This window comes from Enteractinococcus helveticum, assembly GCF_020742345.1.
In the GTDB taxonomy this organism is placed as follows: domain Bacteria; phylum Actinomycetota; class Actinomycetes; order Actinomycetales; family Micrococcaceae; genus Yaniella; species Yaniella helvetica_A.
Map to the genome: position 1 here is coordinate 1 of NZ_DYXC01000044.1, position 24,153 is coordinate 24,153.

General features: G+C 58.8%; 21 protein-coding genes. 4 read left to right on the top strand and 17 right to left on the bottom strand.

Annotation, left to right across the window (positions count from 1 at the left end; translation table 11 throughout):
• The 10 genes from K8V32_RS03470 to K8V32_RS03515 all read right to left on the bottom strand — a co-directional run.
• Positions 1-704 (bottom strand): LysR family transcriptional regulator (locus K8V32_RS03470; protein WP_303902933.1); only part of this gene is annotated, 704 nt, incomplete at its 3' end.
• Positions 705-793: 89 nt separating this feature from the next.
• The gene (locus K8V32_RS03475) at positions 794-1,528 is read right to left on the bottom strand and encodes a PspA/IM30 family protein (RefSeq protein ID WP_303902936.1); all 735 of its coding nucleotides are present in this window, start codon (positions 1,526-1,528) and stop codon (positions 794-796) included.
• Between the two features lie 80 nt (positions 1,529-1,608).
• Positions 1,609-3,639, bottom strand: a complete 2,031-nt coding sequence (locus K8V32_RS03480) for a TPM domain-containing protein (protein WP_303902939.1) — start codon at positions 3,637-3,639, stop codon at positions 1,609-1,611.
• A gap of 141 nt (positions 3,640-3,780) precedes the next feature.
• Entirely contained in the window at positions 3,781-4,320 is a 540-nt protein-coding gene (locus tag K8V32_RS03485; protein WP_303902942.1) for a hypothetical protein, read from the bottom strand.
• Between the two features lie 11 nt (positions 4,321-4,331).
• Positions 4,332-5,024: a hypothetical protein gene (locus tag K8V32_RS03490; RefSeq protein ID WP_303902945.1), complete on the bottom strand. Its 693-nt coding sequence runs from the start codon at positions 5,022-5,024 to the stop codon at positions 4,332-4,334.
• Positions 5,021-5,626 (bottom strand): alternate-type signal peptide domain-containing protein, encoded by a 606-nt coding sequence (locus K8V32_RS03495; RefSeq protein ID WP_303902948.1) that lies wholly within the window; start codon positions 5,624-5,626, stop codon positions 5,021-5,023. The genes K8V32_RS03490 and K8V32_RS03495 overlap by 4 nt, the downstream gene beginning before the upstream one ends.
• Entirely contained in the window at positions 5,607-6,212 is a 606-nt protein-coding gene (locus K8V32_RS03500) for a signal peptidase I (protein WP_303902951.1), read from the bottom strand. Before K8V32_RS03500 ends, K8V32_RS03495 begins: the two co-directional genes overlap by 20 nt.
• Positions 6,213-6,282: 70 nt before the next feature.
• Positions 6,283-6,939 carry an alternate-type signal peptide domain-containing protein gene (locus K8V32_RS03505; protein WP_303902954.1) on the bottom strand — a complete coding sequence of 219 codons (657 nt, stop codon included), beginning with the start codon at positions 6,937-6,939 and terminating at the stop codon, positions 6,283-6,285.
• A gap of 126 nt (positions 6,940-7,065) precedes the next feature.
• Positions 7,066-8,838, bottom strand: coding sequence for a CLIPPER-2 domain-containing protein (locus K8V32_RS03510; RefSeq protein WP_303902957.1), 1,773 nt, complete (start codon positions 8,836-8,838; stop codon positions 7,066-7,068).
• A gap of 287 nt (positions 8,839-9,125) precedes the next feature.
• Complete coding sequence (locus K8V32_RS03515) at positions 9,126-11,942, bottom strand: helix-turn-helix transcriptional regulator (protein WP_303902960.1); 2,817 nt, start codon at positions 11,940-11,942, stop codon at positions 9,126-9,128.
• 438 nt (positions 11,943-12,380) lie between these two features.
• Here K8V32_RS03515 and K8V32_RS03520 point away from each other — a divergent pair, with 438 nt between their 5' ends.
• The gene (locus tag K8V32_RS03520; protein ID WP_303902963.1) at positions 12,381-12,800 is read left to right on the top strand and encodes an acyl-CoA thioesterase; all 420 of its coding nucleotides are present in this window, start codon (positions 12,381-12,383) and stop codon (positions 12,798-12,800) included.
• 86 nt (positions 12,801-12,886) lie between these two features.
• On the opposite strand, the gene K8V32_RS03525 is transcribed toward K8V32_RS03520, so the two are convergent.
• The 3 genes from K8V32_RS03525 to K8V32_RS14615 all read right to left on the bottom strand — a co-directional run bounded on the left by K8V32_RS03525 (position 12,887) and on the right by K8V32_RS14615 (position 17,706).
• Complete coding sequence (locus tag K8V32_RS03525) at positions 12,887-15,421, bottom strand: ABC transporter permease (protein ID WP_303902965.1); 2,535 nt, start codon at positions 15,419-15,421, stop codon at positions 12,887-12,889.
• A 2-nt stretch (positions 15,422-15,423) separates the two neighbouring features.
• Complete coding sequence (locus K8V32_RS03530) at positions 15,424-16,173, bottom strand: ABC transporter ATP-binding protein (RefSeq protein WP_303902968.1); 750 nt, start codon at positions 16,171-16,173, stop codon at positions 15,424-15,426.
• Between the two features lie 111 nt (positions 16,174-16,284).
• Positions 16,285-17,706: a YeeE/YedE thiosulfate transporter family protein gene (locus K8V32_RS14615; RefSeq protein ID WP_369681036.1), complete on the bottom strand. Its 1,422-nt coding sequence runs from the start codon at positions 17,704-17,706 to the stop codon at positions 16,285-16,287.
• A gap of 232 nt (positions 17,707-17,938) precedes the next feature.
• Between K8V32_RS14615 and K8V32_RS03545 the strand changes: the two genes are divergently transcribed.
• Together K8V32_RS03545 and K8V32_RS03550 are read left to right on the top strand one after the other, a co-directional pair.
• Positions 17,939-19,378 (top strand): L-lactate permease, encoded by a 1,440-nt coding sequence (locus K8V32_RS03545; protein WP_303902971.1) that lies wholly within the window; start codon positions 17,939-17,941, stop codon positions 19,376-19,378.
• 52 nt (positions 19,379-19,430) lie between these two features.
• Positions 19,431-19,868 carry a hypothetical protein gene (locus K8V32_RS03550; protein ID WP_303902976.1) on the top strand — a complete coding sequence of 146 codons (438 nt, stop codon included), beginning with the start codon at positions 19,431-19,433 and terminating at the stop codon, positions 19,866-19,868.
• Between the two features lie 7 nt (positions 19,869-19,875).
• On the opposite strand, the gene K8V32_RS03555 is transcribed toward K8V32_RS03550, so the two are convergent.
• The 4 genes from K8V32_RS03555 to K8V32_RS03570 all read right to left on the bottom strand — a co-directional run bounded on the left by K8V32_RS03555 (position 19,876) and on the right by K8V32_RS03570 (position 23,480).
• Positions 19,876-20,130 (bottom strand): hypothetical protein, encoded by a 255-nt coding sequence (locus K8V32_RS03555; RefSeq protein WP_303902979.1) that lies wholly within the window; start codon positions 20,128-20,130, stop codon positions 19,876-19,878.
• Positions 20,131-20,159: 29 nt separating this feature from the next.
• On the bottom strand, positions 20,160-20,834 hold the full coding sequence (locus K8V32_RS03560; protein ID WP_303902981.1) for a response regulator: 675 nt from the start codon (positions 20,832-20,834) through the stop codon (positions 20,160-20,162).
• Positions 20,835-21,086: 252 nt separating this feature from the next.
• Positions 21,087-22,349 carry a sensor histidine kinase gene (locus K8V32_RS03565; RefSeq protein ID WP_303902985.1) on the bottom strand — a complete coding sequence of 421 codons (1,263 nt, stop codon included), beginning with the start codon at positions 22,347-22,349 and terminating at the stop codon, positions 21,087-21,089.
• A 99-nt stretch (positions 22,350-22,448) separates the two neighbouring features.
• Positions 22,449-23,480 carry a nitronate monooxygenase gene (locus tag K8V32_RS03570; RefSeq protein WP_303902988.1) on the bottom strand — a complete coding sequence of 344 codons (1,032 nt, stop codon included), beginning with the start codon at positions 23,478-23,480 and terminating at the stop codon, positions 22,449-22,451.
• Positions 23,481-23,666: 186 nt separating this feature from the next.
• Here K8V32_RS03570 and K8V32_RS03575 point away from each other — a divergent pair, with 186 nt between their 5' ends.
• Positions 23,667-24,128, top strand: a complete 462-nt coding sequence (locus tag K8V32_RS03575; RefSeq protein WP_303902991.1) for a ParB family protein — start codon at positions 23,667-23,669, stop codon at positions 24,126-24,128.
• Positions 24,129-24,153 lie beyond the last annotated feature (25 nt).

A 24,153-nucleotide genomic window follows, 5' to 3' on the forward strand; every position in this document is an offset into this window, starting at 1 on the left:
CCCACCAGTAGCATCACGGTCCAGGAATCGGGTACGGTTTGTTGACGCCGTGGCACAAAACCCGCATTGAGGGTCAGCTGGCGGAATCGATTCTGCAGGGCCGAGTTATAGCCGCCGGGCAGATTAATCCACGGGTCATGGGCCAGCTTGGCCATTTGGATGCCATCGTGTTTGGCCAGCGGATGGTGTTTTGGCAGTGCCACGAGTGCCTCGTCGTCGCCAAGGTGCAGGGCATCCAATTCGGAGGGCAAGAACTCCCAGAGCCCAATGGCGAAATCCAATGACTGATCGAGCACTTTTTTCAACGAGTCATCAGCAAACTGAGATGACTGGACCTCGAAGCGTAACCGCGGTGCTCGAATGGCTAATTCGCGGGCCAGGGCTGCAACTTCGGCATTGGACGAGGCACCAGCAAAGCCCAGTGAGACGGTGCCAATCTGGCCGGTCATTGTCGATTTCACGGCTTCAACCGCGCGCTGCGATGCAGCTACCAGGTCACGGGCCGGCTCGATCAGGGTCTTGCCGGCAACCGTGAGCTCGACCTGACGGGAAGTGCGTTTGAATAGTTGGGCTTCCAGGGAGCGTTCGAGCCGTTGAATGAGCCGCGACAGGGGAGATTGGCCCATCTGCAAGCGCTCTGCAGCACGCCCGAAGTGGAGTTCTTCAGCGAGCACCAAAAATGCGTGAGCTTCCGATACTTCCATGGTCCTCCTCAACGAGCGCCCAATTTAACCTACTGGCCGCCAAAACCCGCGATGGGAATTGACGGCCAGACTTCTGCGGCTGCTGTGCGTTAGTTATCGAGCTGTTTTGGCTGTTGTCCGGCTTTCAGTGCTGCCAGACGTGCCTCAATCTCGGTTTGTTGGCCGAGATCTTCCAGTTCTTCAAACTGGGCGTCCAGCGTGGAAGCGGCGAGTTCTTCCTGACCGCGGACACGAGCTTCTTCGCGACGAATTTTTTCTTCAAAGCGTGAGATCTCAGAATTTGGGTCCAAGATGTTGATGGATTTCACGGCATCTTGAACCTGAGCCTGGGCTTGTACAGCCTTGGAACGGGCCACGAGTTGGTCGCGGCGGCTCACGAGTTCCTGGCGCTTTTGCTTCATCGTCTCGAGGCCTTGTTTCAGCTTGTCAACGACTTCGTTCTGGGAAGCAATGGCCGGTTGGGCGGTCTTGGCTGAGGACTCTGCATCTATCTGGCGTTCAATGGCGACCCGAGCGAGCTTATCGAATTTTTCGGCGCCAGCTGTGTCACCGTTGGCGCGGAGTTCTTCTGCCTTATTCGAAGCCGCCAGGGCCTTATTGCCCCAGGTTCTGGACTCTTCGAGATCTTCGCGGTAGTCATCTTCGGCCAGGCGCAGGTTGCCAATGGTTTGTGCGATGGCAGCCTCAGCGTCAGCAATATTGGATGTGTAATCGCGAATGAGCTGGTCGAGCATTTTCTGTGGATCTTCGGCTGAATCCAACATTGCGTGAATGTTGGCTTTGGCCATTTGTGTGATGCGCCCCAGGATGGATTGTTTCGCCATATTCGGTACCTTTCGTATGGTTCCGGCTCGCCGCCGGTTCGTCTTGGGTTATTGCTACGTTATGGGATGTTTATGAACAATTAGAAACTTCCGCCGCTTCCACCACCAAAGCCTCCGCCGCCACCAAAGCCGCCTCCGGATCCTCCGAAGAACCCTCCGCCACCGCCGGATGAGCCACCACTGAAACCACCGCCACCCCAGGAGGAGCCGCCTCGCCCACCGCCCAGGATATGGCCCAGTAGGATCCCGCCGAGCATGGCACCCATATTCGAGCCCCCTCGGTTGCCACCACCGCGGTGGTAGTCATCAAAATCGTGATAATTCTGTTCGGCCAGTTGTTGTGCCAGCCGACCCAGGTGTGCTGCTTGCTGTGCTTCTGCAACCGCTTGGACAGGGTCAGTCTGCTGTATGCTCAGCGCGGTATTAAAGTGTATTTGGGCAGCCGACAGTTTGGTCCGGGCATCATGCCGCACGGCACCGCGACGACGGCGAATGTAATCATCCGCGGTATCAATGGTCGTTTTTGCTCTGGCCATCAGTGGATCAAAATCTCGTCGTGCGGCGTCGACCTGCTGTTGTCGATCGCGCAATGGCTGCAACTGTTCGGCCAACGGGTCCAACGTTTCATCCAGAGTTTCAAGATCCTTGACCGGACGCCGACTTGGGCTCTGGGCCGTGATACGCTCTACGGCCTGCTCAAGTGCGGCGATACTGCGCGGCAGGGCCGAGTCAGTCCGGTGTTTGGCAGCAAATTCTTTGGCCTCATCCAATAAGGACTGTGCTTGTGCAAGCTCGACGCTCAATTGACGCTGTGCTTTATCCAACTGTGCCGGCAGCTGCTGGATTGAGGCAAACAGTTCTTGGAGCTCTTGGGTCGTGTTTTCGGCTTCGTGGATATTCCAAGCAGCCTGTGACCGATCAGCTTGCTGTAGAGCACTCTGGGCGGATGCGATTTTTTCCTGACCGAAAGCCAAGAGTCGCTTGGCTTGGTCTAAGTTCTCCACACCTTCTTCAAATGCTGGGCCATCATAGCTAGCTGATAAGCCCTCGATCGTAGCCGAAGCGGTTTCAATCTGTGCTGGCAGCGGAGCGAAAACTGATGTCACACGCTCCAAGGCTTTCGGGGCATTCTTTTCCAGATCGCGCAGCGTGGCAAAATCTTCCTCGTGGGCCTGCAGCGACGACATAACCTGCGCTGAACGGTCCAGAATCTCTTTCAACCAGGCTCGCTGGTCTGCTTCAGTATCAGGAATGTGGTCATCGAGCTGGTGTTGCAGTTGGAAGGACTGTTGCATGTGGTCTTTGGCCGCTTGCAAATCCTGCTGGAAGACCTCGACTGAGGCGTCCCCATAGGATGCTTGGGCGAACCCGATCTCTTGTTCTGCGATTTTGATGGCGTCATCGGCTTGAATCAATGCCGAACCGGCCTGGGCGCGCAATTCGTTCACCGGGATCGTATCCCGGGGATCGGTGGGACCAGCAGGCACCGGCCCGCCGCGCTGCTGACGCTCCTTGGTATTAGATGAGGAACGCCAGATCAGAAACGCCACAAGAATACCACCAGGTAACAGCAGCCACCAGAACCAGCTCCCGCCACCAGATGCGTCGTTTTGCGCACCACCGGAACTCACATCACCGCCGGCTGCAGAGGCCAGGCCCGCAATGGCACCTTGCCCGGCACCAAACCAATCGCTATCCGACAGTGCCGGCAGAATGTACTGGCGGTCAATATCGGACTGATACTGCCGAAACGGGCCGGCGGAATGGGCCACGAAATTATAGAGCCGATCCTGTGTGGCAATCGCCAAAATATTGTCATTGGAGCCAAGTTGCTTTTGTTCGGCGACTTCTTGGACCCAGTCTTCAGGTTCTGCAGGGTTTTCAAAGGTCGGAACATAGAGAATGAATACGGTGGCACCGTGTTCGGACTGCAACTGGCGCACTTGATCTTCGAGTTCACGCTCTTCACTATCTGACAGCACATCGGATTCATCTACGACAAATGTTCCCGGCGGAATGGTCACCGGGTCGGCAGCTTGAGCTGGCGAAAGGAAACCGAAAATGAACAGGGACGCCGTTACCAGTGCCATCCCAAATTTTCTGAAGGTCATGAACCCACCTATATCGTGGTCGGGTGTATGCGGGCTATGTTTTGTGTCTTCTTGGAGTTTACCGGTTTCATGCACCCAATGCGCGGCTAAGCTCTCTGACTGAGGAATTTCGACTCTGCGGTACCAGAGCCGCGGGCAGGGTTAATCGCCGGCCGGGGTGGACATCCCGGTCAGATCCAGCTGCACATCAAAACCCGCCAGCCGCCCACCTCGACCATTACCCTCAACCGTGTGCTGCGGGAGGTGATACCCAATGGTAATTTCGAATTCCTCGCCCTGCGCCAACTGGACGTCAACGATGGTCGTTTCACCGTTGGCAGCCAGCTGTCCCACGGTGGTTTGCCCGGTGTTCCAATCAATCAGCAGCTGGTCGTAAAAATCATCAGATCGATCGTGGGTGAGGTCCACGTTGGTAATGCTGGCCCGAAACATCGCATCTGAGGGACCAGCATTGCGCACCAACAGCGTTCGCCGGGCCGAATCACCCGGCACAATGACCGGGGTGTCAAAAAATGCTTGGGACGTCGAAGAACTGTAATGTACGCCGTCCCACGATAATTGCATGGCGTTATTGTTCGCCTGGCTGAAGGCCGCAGCCGAGGCCCCCAGGGCAAAGAGCACCAGCCCGCTACCTGCAGTAGCCGCCATTTTCTCAACTACGGGACGCAATTGTCGTTTCACAAATCATCTACTCACGGTCGGAAGGTCTCATAGCGCACGGTTAACTGGTGGGGTGGCTCATTGGCCGGGTCTAAGGCGGTGGTGACTTTCGCGTGCCACTGATCAGTGGCCTCAACTGTCACATCGGCTGGGTCCTGTGCGGTGGCTTCCACCGAGGTGGCATAGGTGCCCTCATCGGAGAATTCATCGACGACGGCGACTAAGCACCAGTACTCAACCACCGGCTCAGTCGAGGCTGAATATGTGGCATCCACCGGGGTGGAGACCGGTTGGGTGCCGGTGCTCGGGGCGGCATCAACCGTGCAGGCTGCTGCAGAAGAGACCCGGAACAGCGTGGTGGACGCGGCACCAAAAATATTGTCGCCCCAGTCGGGTTCGACAAGCTGATAGCGCAGCCCCGTATTACCCTGACTCACCGACTGGGTCTCAAATGCGATGGCCACGGCGCGTTGTTCTTGCAGGGTGGCAGCCGCTTCAGTACCGATGGGCACGGTGACTTGTCCATCGACGGCAGCCTTGGTAGCTGCGGGGGTTCCTGCGGCAAAATATTCGTAACCGCTGTGTGTTTGGACAGAAAAGTCGATGCTGGTATTCCACAGCGCTAAGGTGGTGCCGCCTGCACCAACCAGCACACCCGCAGCACTGGTCACGGCGGCCAGTTTCAGGGTGCGCTGCCAAGCCGGTGGCGCTTTGCGGTGTTTCATGATGCCCCACCTGTCGGCCGGACCTGATGTACGGCAACATCAAAATTGCCCAGTTCGCTGACTGGGTCTGGGGACTCGGCACCAAAACGAGTTTCTACCTCAGCCAGGTCCAGTTCGACTGTCACCCTGTAGTGCCCGCCGTCGTGGGCAGCAAATTCTATGGCTTCACCAAGTTCAACCGGTGTCTCATGCAGTGGGTTCCCGCGGCGATCAACCAGTGTGTAGGTGCCGGTCACACCGTGCGGCAGCGTCGACTCAGCGGACCACTCCACGCTGAGCTCGGTGCGCAAATTATCCCCGCGCAGGCTGGTTTCAAACGGGATGGTCACCGCAACAGAATCTCCGGGACGCAGCAAAAACGTTGCCGGGTCAATTTCGCGCGGCACAGCTGTCACATCCGGGGAGGTCTCATACCAGGTGGGGGCTGACAGGCTGGAGATGTTGAGGTCACCGGAGGACACCAACTGGGCTTGGGTGGTGCCGTGGTCGTTCCAGAGCGCAAATGTGCCACCGGCTGCACCGATTCCGGCAAGTACGGCCACCCCGAGCGGCAGCAACCAGCCGAACTGGGCAGGATCGTCGTCATGAGGCGATGAGGCCATGATCCTCCGATCCTTGCTGTCGCCGTGCAGCCCTTACCCCCGAGGAAATCGCATACGCGGCATAACCAAATAGCCCGATGGCGACAAGCACCACGATGGTGGACCGGTGCTGGCCAACAAGATTCGAAACGTGACCGACATAGGGCACGTGATAGATCACTTTGCCCATGACTTGTTCTGCAATGATGGGGTTATCATCCTGACTGTTGGCATCACCGCGGGTCACATAGCTGACGCCGTGTTGACCGGTGCGGTGGGCGACAATCCGGTGGGTTACCAGGGTGGGATCACCGGAAACAGGTTGGAATGTGACGACGTCGCCAATGGCATAGGAATCTTGGGGAACGGACACGACCATATCGCCGGGTGAATAGGTGGGTTCCATTGACCCGGATAACACGGTCAGCCCCGCGCCGCCCATGAGTTTTGGCACGACGACGACGGCTGCTACCAGGAGCAGTAAACCCACCAGCGCAACGGTTGTCATACCAGAGATCACACCATGCAGCACACCCGGGTCTTTGGCCCGTGCTGTGCGGTCAGGTTGTCTGTGTGAGTGACGAGGAGTGTCTGACCTGGTTTCCATGGTGCGTTCCTTATACTGCGCTGGTGGGTCCTGCAAGTTCTGGATCAATACGGTGCGTATGGGTTATGGGTTAGCGCCGGCCACGGTGTCCGCTGCCTTGATAACCGTGGGCACCGGCACGAACCTGTTGCAATTCGAGTTCCGAATCTTTCAAGAGAGCTTGTGCCTGAGTCAGATCACGGTCTGAGGTGCCTTCCTTGAAGGTCACGGTCACAGTCACGGTGAATTCAGCACGGCCAGCACTGTCAGCATCAACGCGTGGCAGGTTGCCTGCATTGCCGTTGTCCTTGGCGGCCAGGAAGATTCTCGAACCGTCTTTGCCGCTGGTGTCTACGGTCCTGCCCCAGCGATCTTGGATGGCGTATTCGATGTCCAGGCCTTTGGTCAACTCGTCCGAATCGTGCTTGCCTGCTTCGGTCAGTTTCAGCTGCGCGACCATGTTTTCACCTTCAAGGGCCACGTTGACCGGGTAGCGGGCCTGGATCTTATCTCCCGGAATGATACGGAAGCGCTCCAGGTTAATGTGGTGTCCTCTGCGGCCTTTATCAGTGCGATCAGGCGAAATATCCCGCCAATTGGCCTCATTGACTTTGACCTCGAGATCTCCAGACCGGATTCGTTGAGCATCGAGGTTGGCACTGTCGCTCCACAGCGCAAATGTTGACCCACCCAGGAGCAAACCCAGTCCGGCTGCGCCGGCCAGGAAGCCTTTGGTTGTCTTCTTCATGATCTCTCCTTGTGTGTGACCCGGTGCTTTTGGCCCCGGCGATAGTGATTGAGTATTTGATGAGAAAGTGCTCCGGATACCTGGTATCGCCCGTGTGCACGACACCGAACCGGCCTGCTGCAGTGTTTAGTGATCGGCCGTCACCGCCCCTGAGGCAGTGCACGTCATGGACTCACCCACAGCCAAGGTGTTTCTGGGGCAGCTGATGGCATCATCTGGCAACTGGTTATCTGTGACGACGACGTCGTCCAACGGAGTTTCCCCAGTATTGGTCACCAGGTAGGTCCAGGTGACAGTCGTGCCGGCGGAGATCGAACTGCCAGGAGGAATCTGGGGTGCATCAGCCAATCCGGCAATATTTTCAGTACCCCAGGCCTGCTTAGAGATCTTCAGCGCAGCATCCAGGGTTTGGACGGCGTGGAAGGTACACTCCACTCGATCACCGGGGGTAACCTTCAACTCGGCTGTGGCCTTGCCGCTGGCCACCCTGGTCCCGTTGACATCACAGCTGCTGTCTTTGGCCACCCAACCGTCGGCTTGCTGCTGGTCGGTGAGCAGCGAGTTGAGTGTTAGCCCGGTGGCCTTGGCAGAGTCCAGGTCCAGGGTGTAGAACACGGTGCCTTGTTCGCCGGTTTGCTGGGTGGCTTCTGGTGCGTTGTCAGCATGTGTGGACTCAAGACGAAAGTTCCAACCCGAGCCGGCGGTTGCAGTGTCCTGACCGTAGGCGCTGAGTTGCTGGGTGATCTGCACGGTGGTTTCACAGGCCAGCTGGTCGGCAACCGAGTCCAATAGCATGGGGAGCCGCCCCGGGCTCATCGTGTGCACATCCGCGCCGTTATAGGACACCGAGCTGGAGGTCTGCGATCCGGCAATTGCCTGCAGGTTCGCCGCACTGGTTTCTCCCACACTGACCGCTAAGATGCGGGTGCCCTGGGCTTTGACCGCATTGGCCGAATGGATAGTGTGCTCAATGTCAGCAAAGCTGCTGGCCTTGGCACCGGCCCCCACCACAATGGCCAGATCATAGGAGCCCTGTGCTGCCTGTTCCAGGCCACCATCCAGGACGGTGACCGTCGAATGGGTACCTGCCAGGCGGCGCTTCATGGTTTGAGCTGCTGCCGTGAAGTCTCCCACCGCACCGGAGCGATCTAATATCAAGGCAATCTTGGCCCCGGGTCGGCAGCTGAGCGAGGCGGAAGGATTGGTCCGCGAATTCTGCCAGGTTCCCGAGGAACCTTGGGTGCGCATAAAGTCACTGCCGGAGTTATAGCTTGCACCTGCGCGCAGGGCGGGGCCGGTGCGGAACCGGTACGGGGTTTCCGAGCTCAATCCCACCGTTGCATTGGCATACCAACCAGCGGGCGCCGATTCTTGTACAACCCAGAAGCGCTGATCGTAGTTCTCCCCTTGCTCGTAATCATCTGTGGCCGGATGCGTATCCGGGATAGTAAAGGAACACTCGCCGGAACCATTGGACGTACACTGAGCCCAGGAGCCGGTCACAGCCGATGTTGGACCGGATTCACCACCGGAATATAACCGCAGTGAGACCCCAGCCAGCCCGGACGGGTTGTCACCGACGTGCACCGTGATGGTGGCTTCAGTTTCTTCTGGTTCAACCGCGGTATCGTCTTCTTCTTCGGCAGTTTCGGTTTCTTGAGCCGTAGCCGTTGGAGAAGATCTCGCCGTGGACTTCTTATCAGTGCTCGGCGATTGGGTGGTCGACTCCTGCCGCGGAGTCTCGTGGATTGTCACCGACTCAGATTCTGCTGCGGAAGCAAGGACCGTCCCAGCTGTCAGACCGGCGATCACCAGGGCGGCACTACAGACGGCGGCAACCGATGTTCGGATGGGTCCCGGGCTGTTGCACATCCCGGTGCCCGGCTCAGGTCGTTGCACGCGGTGCCGCCTCTCCGCTCGGTAATGCATGAGGAGCCTTGAAGATTCGCAGTCGGTGCACATTGAGCGATAAGTGAATATCGACTGGAATCCCAGATGATTCACAGACTATGAGCCGCAAGCGGACAGAACACTAGCTCTATGACCAGTCCACTGTTGGTTCTCACCTACCAGCCGTGGGAATAGGTACTAGGTTTGCCGCGGGGAATCTGGCAGGACGGCGCACAGGCGTGTTGCACACAAAAACCTGTGCCACCTTGGGCGAGTCAGGGTGGGGTAGGAGGGGTTTAGTCGGTTGCAGATTCTTCGGTAGCTCGGGTTCGCAACGACTCATGAAATAGCATTGCGACCTCCGCCCGTGAATTCAATTGGAGTTTTCGCAAGATATTCGACACGTGGAAGCGCGCGGTGGATTGCGAGACCACTAATCGTTGGGCAATTGACCGGTTGGAGTGGCCATCGGCCAATAAGGCGGCGACTTCGCGCTCGCGTTGGGTCATACTGGTCAAGACCTCATTGCGCGACTGACGATTTTCTTCGATAGCGGTGTCTAATTGCTTGCGCGCCGAGGCAAGATAGGCGGCTGCGTCAAGGTCTTCCAACGTCGTCACCGCTTGGCGCAGGACGGCGTCGGCCTTTTCAAAATCGTGCTGTTCTAATAAGAAGACGCCGTAATCGCGGTTGGTCAGTGCCCATGCCAGCGGATATGTTTGCTGCTTCAGGGCAGCTTTGTAGTGTTGCTGGGCTGCATCAAGTCGGCCGTGCGCTTGGGCCAGGCGAGCTTTGAGCCAGTCCAAGCTGCCCCAGTGCTCAAACCAGGTGGTGCCACGGCGTCGTGTTAGCTCCTCGATGAGGTCTTCGGCGGCATCCAGTTCACCGGCGTCAATCAGTGCATGCGCCCGGTAGGTCAAAAACCCGCGTAACGTCGTGGCAATATTGAGCACCTCCGGGCGCGCGGTGATCTCCAAAATGGCCTGATCATTGCCGTGGGCCCGAGCGTATTCCAGTTGCGCCATGACTGCCAGATCCCGGCCGTAGTGTTCCCAGTCGAAGTCCCACAGGCGTTCGGCCTGGCCAATATAGGCTTGCGGATCTGCCTGCTGGGTAATAGTGAGGATCTTAGCGCGCAGTGCTGCACCGGTGAGTCGGGCTTCCAGATCCAGCGAATCGTGGTTGATTTCGTCAAACTGATCCAACGCTTCGGCGGCCTCATGATATTTCCCGAATAATAGGCAGCAGTGAGCCTGAATGATGCGCGGGGTCGCATTGGACCAAGACTCTAAGACGCCGCGATCCAGTAAATCAATAGCTTGGCTTGCCATATCGTGGGCTCGAAACGTCTGGCCGATGGCCATAGCGAGACCCGACAACGTGGTCAAACAATCAATCTTGGTGCCATTGGATGGCAGGGTCGCTACTCGGCGCATGAGTTCCGGAAGCGCCATACGAATATCTTGCTGACGGCCAGCAAGATTCCACTGGACTAATTCCATGCACTCTAAATGCAGGATGAAATCTTGGGGCGCCACCATCCAGGCAAACCGACGATCCAGCAGTTCCTCGGGACTCTGGGGTCCCTTGGCGATGAAGTCTTGAGCCACCGGAATCATATCCAGCACCCTGCGGCGTTCGGGACTGCGCATCATCATCATAATCAGTGTGAAGAGCAGGTATCCCTGCAGTGCGGTCTCGTCTGGAGTTTCACTTCTGGCATCCAGCACCGCGCGAGCTCGGTCTTCGGGATAGGGATCATCTACGATGTAGACCCGCAGCATCAACGCCAAGAACTCGCGCAGCATACCGTGCGGGAATGACTCAATTTCGGGCAGCAAATCTAAACACCGGTACCCCGCTTTGGCTCGGATACTGATCAAGACCAGGTCGGTGATTAACCGCTGCCGAACGTTGGAATCCTCCGCCAGTTCCAGTCCCATGCGCAGAATCTCGCTGGCGTGGTCGAAGTGGCTCAACTCGGTGGCCTCGGTGACGTATTCTTCGACGCGTGCCGCTAAAGTTTCATTCCAGGATTCGGCACCCATAAACATGTGCCACACTGATCGATACCCATCCGTGGATTCGGATAAGACTCGGTGGACTTTGCGCCGAAATGGTGGGTTCACCATGCTGCGTACCGCCGAGGCGATGAGCTCGTGTTTGGGCACAATGGATTTGCCAAATCCGGTTTCTCGAATCACCCCCGCCTGAATCGCATCATAAATTTTATTGGGCAGTCCCAGTTGTTCCAGCGTGGCCAGTAGCACTTCTCGCGGTAATTCATGCTGGGCCAGGCACACAATTTCAGCTACGGTTTGGGCCTGCGTATCTAGCTCGTAGAAGGAACCCAGCAGGGGATTTTGGACTTCGACGTCGCGAATCGGAAATTTCCACGTGCGGTGCAGTTGCTTGACTTCTTCGGGCGTGACCTGGCTGAAAATACTGTCCACGCCAAGAAAAGAGCCACCGGTGGCGCGCTGTAGTTCGGTGGCGTTGTGATGCGAGATCGTCATGCCGAAGCGGTCCATGGCCAGTGCCCGAATCTCTGATTCTTGCAGCGGTCCGATCTCGATGTGTTGGTCTTGGGGATTGGCGGCTGCCGCCTGGGCTAGAAACTGTCCGATCGAGGAGGGTTCGTGGGGTGTACGGGCACTGCAGACAAAGACAATATTGCGTCGGTTCACCCGTGGAATAAGGTGGCGCAGTACCCGAGTGGAATCGGCGTCGATCCAGTGGGCGTCATCAATGAGAATGATGTGTCCTTGTTCTGATCCGCTCGTGCTGTTGAGCAGATGCCGAACACACGCGCGAGCCACCGAGAGTGGTTGTTTCTTACTTTCGGTTTCCACATCCCAATCGGAAACGAAACCAGCGGCCAGAAAGCGTTCGATGAAGCTGTAGGGTTCACCGCGTTCGATCCGGTCGGCGGCAAGGAACGTCACCGGCCACAGCTCGCGCTGTCTGGCCTGTTGGGCGAGTTCGCGCAAGAAATAGGTTTTGCCCATTCCGGCCAGACCATCGACTAAGACGGTACCGCCACCTTGTGAGAAAACATTGTCGAGTACCTCCGAGGCCCTTTGACGCCGAAAAGTGATGGGGTTTCCAGACAATGTTCTTCCCCTTCCTCAGGTGCAAGTTTCGGTGAAGAGTGTTTTGGCCAACGCAGATCGCACTGCGGTTTCAGACCCCGGAGCAGCCTGACGTGGAGGACCTCATCGCCCGGCTTGCGGGCCGTTCTACCGCATGTTGCGAAAACGCTCTGCGTTGTATGTCAAGACTAGTTGCAATCCGCTTATAGGGGAATGGTTGAGGGTGAATTTTTAACGATAAAAGATTCAACTAAGGCATGAACATGCGGAATGTGAAGATTCAAGCACCCGGGTTTTGGTGGTGTTTCAAGGGGTTGAAATAATGGGCTACTTTTGAGTAACTCTCGCACTTTGTCTAGACATGCAGCGGGTCTCATATTCCAGGTCTCAGGTCTCCTGCGCGAGCGGACTAGGGTAGTGTCAGTCACAAAATTTTCTTGTCAAATTTCAGGAGTCTCTGTGTCGAATGCACCCAAGAATGCGCTACCTATCGAAATCCAGCTTCGCTGGTCAGACCAAGATTTATTGGCGCATGTCAATAACGCCACGATTATGACCTTGGTTGAAGAGGCGCGTATCCGAGCGATCACTGAGCTACAACAGCGCGGTCAATGGAATGGCCCCTTAGAGATGGTGCTGCGAACAGCGACGACCGAGTTCTTGCGTCCGGTCATGTATGAGGACAGTGTGGTCGTCAACGTGTGGGTTTCACACATTGGCAACACCTCGTTTGTGCTCCAGCACGAGCTGCTGCAATATGGCGAAATTTGTGTCACGGTCGAGGCCGTCGTCGTCCTCTTTGATGTCGAAAAGCAGGCCTCGAAGCCGATCCCAGACCCATTGCGGGCCGTTTTGGAAACCGTTTCGGCGTCCTTGTAGCCAAAAGAAGCGATCTCACCGGCGTCCGAATAATTGTTCGTGATGCCGGTGAGATCGCGAGGTAGAAGCCCTGGGAATCGCGAATATTAGATTGTGGCGAGACCTGCCACAGGGGAGAGTTTGGCCGCCCGGTGTGCCGGAATGATCGAGGCGATGAGCCCTGCCAACACCGCAGTGATGGCGATACCACCGATAGTTGCCCAGGGCCAGGCCATTTCGAGGCTGCCGGACTGGGAATCAAAGGCCGTGGAGAACAGCGCAACCGAGCCAGCCCAACCATAAAACATGCCCAGGCCGCATCCCAGCAGCGCACCAACGGCACAAATGATGGCGGCTTCCCAACTCAACATGGCCCGCAGGCCGCGCTTCGTCATGCCCAATGCTCGCATCAAAGCGTTTTCGCGGGTGCGTTCCAAAGCCGATAAGGCCTGAGTGTTGGCCACCCCAACGAAAGCGATGAGCACGGAGATCGCCAAGAGTCCCACGACGGTCAGCATAACCGTGTTAATGGCCTGTTGATAGACGCCGCGCATCATGAGCGGGGATTCAAAATCGGCGGCCGAGACCCCGGTGTTGGCGGCTAATGTGGCTAACAGGTCTTGTAGCTCGGAGGCGGGTATCTCGTCTTGGTCGACCTTGATCCACACGGTTGCCGTCCCGGCCGGCTCAGACGCCAGCTGTTGGGCCGTGACATCTGAAACCAGTGCTGTTACCGAGGGTAGATCTGACCGTACGGCATTGAGCTCAACGGGCCCGTCAGCCGTATCGACCGTGAGGGTAGCTGCCTGGTAGCCACTTGATACCAACACGGTGCCTGGTGCTTGCAGGGCCGCGACGTCTGCATCGGTCAGACCAGCAGATATTTGGGCCAGCTGGGCTGGATCGCCCGCCATGACGGGCTCATTGTGGTCCTGCACGGTGCCGACCGGTTGCAATGGTGCCGCATTTTCGACTCCGGAGGTGTTGCGCATCGCGGTGACAATTTCATCAACGCGTTGCGAATCGGCAGCATCGACGTTGGTTAGGTCAGCATAGATATCGACAGGGTAATTGGTGGCTAAGAGTTGATCGCTATTGTGCTGGAAGGTTCGACCACCGGTGAGAATCATCGCGACCAGCGTGGTGCCGATGATCAATGCTGCGGCAGTGGCGGCGGTGCGTGACCGGTTCCGGGTGGAGTTCAGCTGTGCCATTTTGCCAGGAACCCCGGTGGCGCGGGTGATCCACCCAAGCCCGTAGGCTGCGGCAGGCACAAACAGGACGCTCAGTAGCAGCACCCCGATAAAGGACACGGCCCCGGCCACAATGGCCAAGCCGACCTCGCCGTGTCTGGCGAAGATCACCATAACCGTAGCGCCACCAATAAATAACAGGGCACCGAAGAATAACCGGATACGGCCCGCTTTGGATTCCACCGTCATGGCTGCCACCGGGCGCATTGCTTCTAACGGGGAAACCCGCATGGCTCTGCCGGCTGGGAGCCACCCGGCAATCACGGTGATGATCACACCGACGACGCCAACCCACACCAGGTTCGCATCGATGGCAAATGTTGCCCGGTCCACCCAGTTCTGGGCTACCAGGATGAGCCCGAAGATCAGTCCCATGGCGGCGGCAATGCCTAGTGTCGAGCCGATCAGACCGATCATCAGGGTTTCAGCGAGCACGGATTTGCGAATCTGGCCGCGGGTTGCGCCGAGAACGCGTTGCAGCGCGTATTCTTTGGTGCGTTGGGCAACCAGCACCGAAAACGTGTTGTTGATGACCATCATCATGACCAACAGGGCGATGGCCGCAAAACCACCCAGGGCAACTGTGATGGCATCGAAGCCGAAGGTATCGACCAAGGATTCAGAAATTTCGACGTCGGGGGTATTGACCGTAGCCACCCCGGACAGTGCATTGGTGAGTTGCTCTAACACGGCGTCCACTTCGCCATCGACACGCACCAGCCCCATCGAGTACATGGGATGTTCCCCGGCAAATGCGCTCAGTGCCTCCGGGGTCAGATAGGCGGTCATCGCACCGATTGCGGTTGGATCGCCCGAGGTGTCGACCATACCCGAGACGGTGAAATCCTTTTCGTCGTCTTCCGCCATGGACCGCAGGGTGACCGTATCACCAACGGCCAGGTCGTGACGGTCCGCGGCCGTGGTGTCGATAGCAATTTCGGAGTCTGCTGTTGGCAGTGCGCCCTCGGTAACAGGGGTGGCCAACAGTGACGTGTCGTCCGGGGTGTTGGTGGCCAACAGGAAGTCGGCGTCGGCGTCAAATGTGCCACGCTGTTCGGACCCTTCAGGCAGAACCAAACCGGTGGCCACCTGAATCAGCGGATACACTTCTGCAACCCCGGGGATCGCTTCCAAATCCCCGGGTTGCTCTAGGCCGCCGAGGTGATCATAGAGTGCGGATTCCGGGTCGGTATAGGCCTCCTGTGTTGCGTTGATGAGCAGATCGGCATTGGCATAGGTGGCCCCAAGCATTTGCTTGGTGGTTTCTTTGGCCGAGGATGTGACCAGTAGCGCACTGGCCAGGAACATGGTGCCCAGGGTGATGGCCAATACCACGGCAATATAGCGGCGCGGGTGGGTTTTGAGTTGACTGAGGCTAAGTTTCCACATGCTTAGGCCCCCAGTTCTGCCAGGGCGGCCAGCACGGCGTCGGCGGTTGGCTGCTGAACCCCGCCCACAATCGCACCATCTTTGAGTAGGACCACGTTGTCGGCGTATGCTGCGGCATGCGGGTCGTGGGTGACCATGATGATGGTTTGGCCCATGTCGCGCGCCGAGTCTGCCAGCAGTTGCAGCACTTCGGCACCGGTTGTTGAGTCCAGGGCGCCGGTGGGCTCATCTGCGAAGACGACGTCGGGGCGCGTGAGCAGGGCCCGGGCAACAGCGACGCGCTGTTGTTGTCCACCGGATAATTCGTGGGGGTGATGGGCCAGCCGGTCAGTCAATCCCAGGGTGGTAACGATCTGGTCGAACCAGGCCTGATCAACTTTTGCGCCGGCCAGATCCAGCGGCAGCAGAATGTTGTCGCGTGCCGAGAGGGTGGGCACCAGGTTGAAGGCCTGGAAAATAAAGCCCACGTGTTTGCGCCGCAGGATGGTCAGTTCGTGGTCGCTCATCCCGGTGATCACGGTTTTGCCGATGGCCACCTGGCCGGAGTCGACCGTATCAAGGCCGGCCAGACAGTGCATCAGCGTAGATTTTCCAGAACCCGATGGTCCCATGATCGCGGTGAAATCCCCGGGCCGAAATGACACGGAGACGTCATCGAGTGCGGCGACCTTCGTGACGCCAGAGCCGTATGTTTTGGTAATGGACTGGGCTGCTACGGCAGCCGGGGCAGTTGGAGCAAGGGGTGTTTTCATACTTTCCAGTGTGCCCCGTACCGCGTTTACGCACGTCAGCTTCTGGGACCATCTTGGGTGGACACGTATCGTCCCAAAGGATGACAGTACACTCTCCTGCTTGGCACCGAGCTAGCTAGCCGGTTCGCCCTTTTTGATGGTGATCTGCCAGGAGGCATCCCCGGTTTCTCGGAAATCAGTGACGTCGTGGCCGTCGTCCACCGCCCACTGCGGGATGGTTTCGGTGCCCTGGGTGCAATCGAAATCGATGACCAAATGTTGGCCGACTTCCAAATCGGCCATAACGTCCTTGGCTTCGATCCGCGGGAACGGGCAGACCGCACCCAGCGAGTCCAGCGCGAAATACCCATTACCTAAATGCCGGGCCTTGTCCTCTGACTGCAAGGTGATCAGTCCGGTGGCCGCAGCCATCCCGGCCAGCCCGTTGCCCACAGGCGCACCCGGTGCGGTGTTCAGTGCCACGGCGTCTTGCAGTGCCACCGCACCACCCACCGAGTCATCAGTGGTGTAGGTCTGCGGGGCCTTGGTGGCCTTGGCGGGTTTGAGCCAGAATTTCGCGCCCACCCAGATCCCCACGGCAATGAAGAGCAGGGCAACCCAACCCTGGAAACTAAACAGACTGGTTTGGACCATACCGTTGCCCACGGTGCAGCCGCCGGCCAGGGTGGCACCCACGCCCATCATCAGCCCGCCAGCAACCGAGCGCACCGCGGTGGTGGCATCCGGAATACGGATCCGGAATTCGCCGGTAGCTTTGGCGGCAAGAAACGCCCCGAGGAACAGCCCCAGCACCAACAGCACACCCCAGTCGATGTAGCCGGTATCGCCGGTCACGGAGTATTGCAGGGTGTTGGCGGTCGGGGTCGTGATACCCAACCCACTGTTGCGCCCGGTGGCCGCCGACAACGGCCAGGCAAGCACACCGAGCAGCCCAATGAGTGCCCCGGCGGTATAGAGGCTCAGTGGACGCTTCCACACCGGTTGGTTCCCCAAGCGGGCGGCTTTGGGACGTTTGGCATCCTGGGCGCGGAAGTGGCGCACCAGGAAGAAGGTCAGCACAGATAAAGCGATTGCGAACCACCACGGCGATACACCCAGCAGCTCGGGAATGGTGGTTAACCCAGAATCCCAGCTCTTCATCCAGCCATCAAATCCAGCCAGCGCACCATACTTCATGGCCGCAGCCGACAGCGCGTACATGGCCAGGGCAATCCAGGAACCCACCAGGCCTTCGGCCGAGCGGAACCAGGTTCCCGAAGCACAACCACCGGCCAGAATAATGCCCAGACCAAATACAAAGCCACCAACGACGACGGCGGCCGGAGCAAATGTGCTGTCGCCCGGGGTGATCACACCGGTTGAGGTCAGGGCCGCGATGCCCACCGCGTGGATAGAAATGACCACCAGTAGCGCGACAAATGTGCGCCAGGTGCGTTGCATAAAGATGTCACGCATCATGGCCGTGACGCAGAACCGGCCGCGCTGCATAACAATCCCGAGCACGGCGCCGAGAGCTAAACCTGTAAGAATCAAAACGGACCAACTTTCAAAACGTTTCGTCGAAGCAAAACTCATTAGTCAAATGTTGTAGTGCTCGAGCCTAGACTCCTGGGAAATCGACGACCAAATGTGCTGACCAGAATCTTCACGCGGCGTCATAAATGTTCATCTCCCCGGCATAACAGCGGTGCTGATTCACTGAGTATTGGCATTGCCTGAGCAGGCGTATGATGATGTGCTGAGTGTTTTGTGAAAGGTAGGCTTTGTGACCCTGGTGCTGGCAGCCGTCCCGGTCCTCGTGGTGATTGGACTCTTGCTGACCCGTCTGCCCGCCTGGGTGCCACCGGTCGTGGGCGTGCTGGCTGCCATCGTCGTCGGGCTGTGGGTGCTCGATGCCCAGACCACCGAATTGACCGAGGCCGTGGGCGGCTCAATGATCACAATGCTCCAAGTCCTGGCCATTATTGGCGGCGGCGTCACATTAGCGCGGGTCATGGATTTTACCGGTGCTCAGAAACAATTCGCCGACTGGCTCTCCGCCGGGGGCGCCTCCCTGGGTTCCGCCTTGATGATGGCCAACGGTGTGGTGCCGTTTATGGAATCGGTCACCGGGTTCGGCGTCTCGCTGCTCATCGGGCTGCCGCTGACTCTGGCATTTGGGTTTACCGCTTACCGCGCCGCACTGATCACGCTGATGGGCATCGTCATTGGCCCGTGGGGATCCATGGGCCCCGGCACCCTGTTGGGGGCTGAACTGGCGGGCCAGCCACTCACCGAATTTGGCCTGGCCACCGCCGTGGTGAATTTTCCGGCCGTGATCATCTCAGGTGTTGTCACAGCCTTCATCGCTGCTCGTCACGCAGGTGTGCGCGGCACCAAACGTGCCGGCTATCTGGCCGTCGGTGCCGCCTCGGGCCTGAGCTTGGCGCTGCTGGTTCTGGTATCCAACCTGTTGTTGGGCACCCCGGTTGCCGGTGCGGTGGCTGCCGCCATCATGACTATCGCGTGGTTACTTGTGGTGCGCAAGGGCAAGCTGCTCCCCGGCCCCGGCGGCTCGATTGTGCCTTATGCGGTGTTGGTCTTCGGGACCATCGCCGGTCAGCTGATTTCCTCACCATTTGAATCCGCCTGGTGGACAGAAATCGTCGCCAGCCCCGCCGTCTACGCATTCGCCGGCGTCGGTGTGGCACTGCTGCAATATAAACAACCCGCCACCGGTTTGGCCGATAGCGCTTTCAAACTGTGGCTCAACACCGGCGTGCCCACCGCCCTGTACATCCTGTTCGGTGTCGTGATGCAGGGCGGTCATATCGCCGAAACCCTGGCCCAATCCCTGGCAGGCATGGGCAGCAGTTATCTCTTCTTGATGCCTATTGTCGGCGCGCTGGGTGGTTATATGACGGCGTCGGGCACCGGCACCAATGCGATGTTTGGCCCAACCCAGGTGGCTGTCGGAACACAGCTCAACGTCGACCCGCAATGGTCCATGGCCATGAATAACGCCTCGGGCTGCTGGGGGACTATCGCCTCGCCGGCCCGTATCGAACTGGCCTATCAGCTGGCCCGTGGTGCTTCCATGGCCGACGACGGACCCCAGGTCACCCGTGCCCGTTTGCTGGCCGTTACGATTCCGGTCTTAGCGTTCAGTGCGCTGGTGTGGGGCGTCTTGGCCTATTTCTTCTTGCCCGGCCTGCCCGCACTATGATCAAAGAAACCGACATCGCCAGACCGGTGAGGTCAGAGAGGGGGTCCTCGTTATGAAGACGAAACAATTTCGCATCTGGGTGTATGCGGCTGCGATGCTTTGCGCTGGGACACTGGCCGGATGCTCCACTGAACCACCCGAGTCCCCGAGCGAGCCAGACGCTCCGGTGACTCACACGCCGTCGCCGGAGGAGACCACCACGGACGTACCAGACCTCTCAACCCGAGCTGTACTTATTGACGAGCAAACGATCGAGCTGACCACCTACGGGTCGTCGAGTTGCCCAGACGAAGTGATTGACGTTGATCCCGTCGATGCCGCCACCATTGCGGTGCAATTAGGCAATGCGACGGACGAGCGACCCTGCACGGCGGATTATGCGCCCGTTGAGCACACCGTGGACATACCAGCCGAGGTGACTGAACGTCCGATCACGCTGGAGTTACACTGGCAAAACTCATCCGATTCGGCAACCATACCGGTTGAATAAACCGACCTCAACGCGTTGAAGTCTCGTTCCCGGCGTCGTCCTTAAACGCATTGACCACCAGATAGGCCACGGCAATACCAATCAGCACGACGCCGACCACAAAAATCCACACGTAGAACTCACCAATAAAAAAGTTCAGCGCCAGCGATGTCCCCATGACCAGCCCGCCAATGATCAACAGCAACGTCATGCCCACGGTGGCGGGTTTGGCACGGCGCGGGTTTGCTAAATCTTTATCGTTGAGTCCTCTGCGTGGTTCCATGCGATCATTATGGCCCGGAATGCTTGCCGCTACACAATTCCGGCGCGGTAGGCGAACACGACGGCCTGGACCCGGTCGCGCGCCCCGAGTTTGGTCAGTACTCGACCCACATGGGTTTTCACCGTGGTCGCCGAGACAAACAATTTCTCCGCTATCTCGGCATTGGACAGCCCATCGGCCATGGCCTCCAACACTTCGCGCTCGCGGGCCGTCAGACTGGCCAACGCTGCCATCTCGGTTGTGTGGTTCGACGACGACGTCGCACGTTTCGGGGTCACCAGGTGTTCTAGCAGCCGCTTGGTGGTGGACGGCGCGATCACCGCATCGCCGTGATACACCGAGTCAATTGCGGCCAGCAGTTGCTCGGGCGGGGCGTCTTTGAGTAGGAATCCGCTGGCCCCGGCGTCAATGGCATCCAGGGCGTACTCATCGAGATCAAAGGTGGTGAGCATGATGATCTTCAGCTGGTCATTGCGGTCCAGCAGCTGCGCGGTGGCCTGAATGCCATCCATGACCGGCATCCGAACATCCATCAGGACGACGTCGGCGGCTACCACGTGCGCGGAGGAGAGTGCTTCTTGGCCATTGGCGGCTTCACCGGTGACGCGCAGATCATCCCGGGAGTTGATGAGCATCGACAGGCCGGAGCGGATGAGCTGTTGATCGTCGACGATCGCGACTTTGATGGGCTGCATATCTTCCATTGTGGCAGGTGGCAGAGCATATGTGGCAACGTGGACATATGGAGAACAACACGCATGAACCCGCTGAGCCATCGCGTGAACGAGCAGGTCGATTGGTAGGAGCTGTGCTCGCCAGGGTCGCGGTGCTCTTAGGTGTAACGAGCATCATTATTGGATTGGTGACCGGCGGTCTCACCACCAGTGCGATCACGACGAGTGTGCTGGTGATCAGTTGTGGGGTCGTTGTGGATGCGATGTATCGGCGGTCTCGGTCTACATGACCGGATACGGCAAATGGGCGTGGACCCGGAATCCGCCACCGGCTTTGGGTCCGGCGTGCAGCGTGCCATCATATAGCGCGGTGCGTTCGCGCATACCCACCAGACCCTGTCCGGCGTTATCGGTTTTGGTGGTGCCGGCGCCGTCGTCGTCAATGGTCACCGCAACCCCGGTGGCGCGCCAGTGCAGGGTGACGGTTGCGCTGGCCTGCGGCCCGGCGTGGCGGGCCACATTGGTCAGGGCTTCCTGGATGATGCGGTAAAGCACGAGTTCTGCACCATCGGCTAGTTGGTGGGCGGGTTGCCCGATGGTATGCAGGTCCACCTGCAGCCCGGATAGGCGCACGGTTTCGATCAGCTCATCCAGATCGGCCAGGGTGGGTTGGGGCGAGGTTTCGGCGTCGTCGGTATCGCGCAGCACGCCCAGCAGCCGGCGCATCTGATTGAGCGCATCACGGCCCGTAGTGGCAATGGTTTCTAGGGTTTGACCGGCAATCTCGGGTTGGGTCTTGGCCGCATAACGGCCTCCGTCGGCCTGAGAAATCATGACCTGTAACGAGTGAGCAACAATATCGTGGAGCTCGCGAGCAATGCGGTTGCGTTCATCAGCCGCGGCGAGTTCGCGTTCCTGGCGCGCCTCAATTTGCAGTTGTTCGGTGCGGGCCTGCAGGGTTTCCACCCGCACGCGCCGGGTGCGTTGCACATTGCCGATGGCCCAGGCTAATACCACCAGGGCGATAATCGGGATACTGATTGGTAGCACGAATATCGGCGAGCTCACCGGGCCGTAAATATCGGCTTCGCCGCCGGCGCGGTGGCCAATAAAGTGCGGCATGAGGGTAATTGATGCGGCATAGAGCACCGCCCCGATCAGCGCCGTCACAAACCCGGCGATGGAGGCCCACCACGGCGCTAGGTGCGCCAGGTTTTGCACCGTGAGCAAAACCATGACCATCGACGGTAGTAGTTCCGGCCCCAAAAACAGCTGGATGAGCGAGCCGACGACGACGACCGCCGCCGAGGCCACCGGATTGGTGCGCCGAAACACCCACGGCGCCATGTGCAGTACCAAGACCGTGATGATCACGGCCTGCAACGCCCACTCGGGCCAGTGATACACGAGGATCGGGAACGTTGCCGACCTCGCGGCCCCGCTTGAGCTCAGGACAATCAGCCCCAACAGGGGCAGGGTGATCAGGCCGTCCGCGATGCGCGGGTAAGTGCGCCACAGGTAGGCGATCCGGTCAAAGAACTTCACGAAGCCCCATCTTAGGGCCGCATCCGGGCTCGCGCGTCCTCCTCGAAGACGATTTTGCGTCTCTCAGCCACGTCGTCCACCCGTACAGCCAGTGTTGAATTAGGCTCGCTCGCCCGCCAACCAGCGCACAATGTCAGCGGCCGGGCCGGTTCGCGCCTGTAAATACCCGGTCCCGGCAAAGAGGTGGGTTGAGCGCGGATCCATAATCTGGGCGGCCGCCCGTTTAATCGGCACCATCAACGCATTGACTTCCGGGTATACCGCCGGCGCGTCGAGCTCCATGATCTCATTGACCAAAGAACGTGACACCCGGCCCGAGTACACGCGCGTCAATTGTGTGACTCCCGAACGGTCTTCCTGCAGCATTTGCCGGTGCACCGGATTGGTACCGGCCTCATCCGAGAGCAGCAGTGCTGTCCCCACCGATGCCGCAACCGCCCCGTGCTCTTGCACTTGGAGCACCTGTTCGGGCGTGATGATCCCGCCGGCAGCCACGAATGGAATATCGACGACGTCGTCCACGGCATCCAGCAGATCCAACAGTGGGATGTCTTCGGGGTCGGCCTGTGGATCATGCACCGAACGGTGCCCGCCGGCTTCGGGGCCCTGCACCACCAGAAAATCCGCGCCGTGATCAACCGCATTGCGCGCCTCGGCCACCGAGGTGACCGTTACTCCAACCTGGGTGTTTGACCCGTGCAGGTGTTCAAAGACCGCCGGGGCCGGTAGCCCAAAGGTAAACGACACGATGGGCCATTCGATTGCGGCATGAAGTTTGGCATCCCAGTCTTCTGTGACATTTTCCCCGGCTTGTTCTACGGTTGGGATGTCAACACCCAGTCGCTCGGCATAGGGCAGGAGCTTTTCTCGGAACTCGGTGAGTTGTTCGGCGCGCCGCTGGCGACTGGCCACCGGGTCCACCGCGGTATTGGCCACATCGGGAACAAAGAGGTTGACCCCAACGCGTCCGGCGTCGGCCACGGAACGATAATCCTGGGTCACCTGGGCTGCGGTCTTCCCACCGCCAGCCAGAAATCCCATCGCGCCCGTGGACGCAACCGCTCGAGCCAATGCGGTTGACGACGGTCCGCCTGCCATTGGCGCTGCCATGATCGGGTGATGAAATTCCATGGGACAATCCTTTGCTGTTGGTTGAGGGGACTTTTCAACTCTAGAACGATCCCGGCGGGAACCGAAGAGTTCCCAGCGCTAGATTCCCTCCCGCACCACACCAGCTTGGGTTGGCCGATTCGTGTTGGTTCTGGCTCTAGAGTGTTAACCAGTCACGTCCGCCGTCGAGTTATCAACAGGTGAATTATGTCTGAGCCGCTTGAACACGCAATGCTGTTCGATTTGGAGCCTACCGAATTGGTCAAAGAACCGGTAGAGCAGGCCGTCGTCGAACAGGACGCTGATGCGGCCGGCCAGGGTGCACTCGACATTGGCATTGCGATTCCAACGCCGTTTGCCGAACCTGAAGTTGATGAGGAAGTTGAAGCCGAGGCCGAAGAGGTCAATGAAGAGGTGCTGCAGCACCCGGAGACGGCGCCGCGCAGACACCCGAATAAGGTCAGCTTTTATCAAGAACCCGAAGACACTGCCCGCCTGCGCGGAGCGGTCCTGCACACGATGGTGGCCGAAGGGCATCGTTCCCTGAGCCAGTTCATTATTCGTGCGGTCATGAAAGAAGTCCAGCGTGTCGAGGATAAATACAATGACGGCAAACCATTCCCGGCCGTTGCCGCCAACGAAATGCCGCAGGGCCGTCCACAGCGCTAATGGTTCTTCTTACGACTCGGCCCGG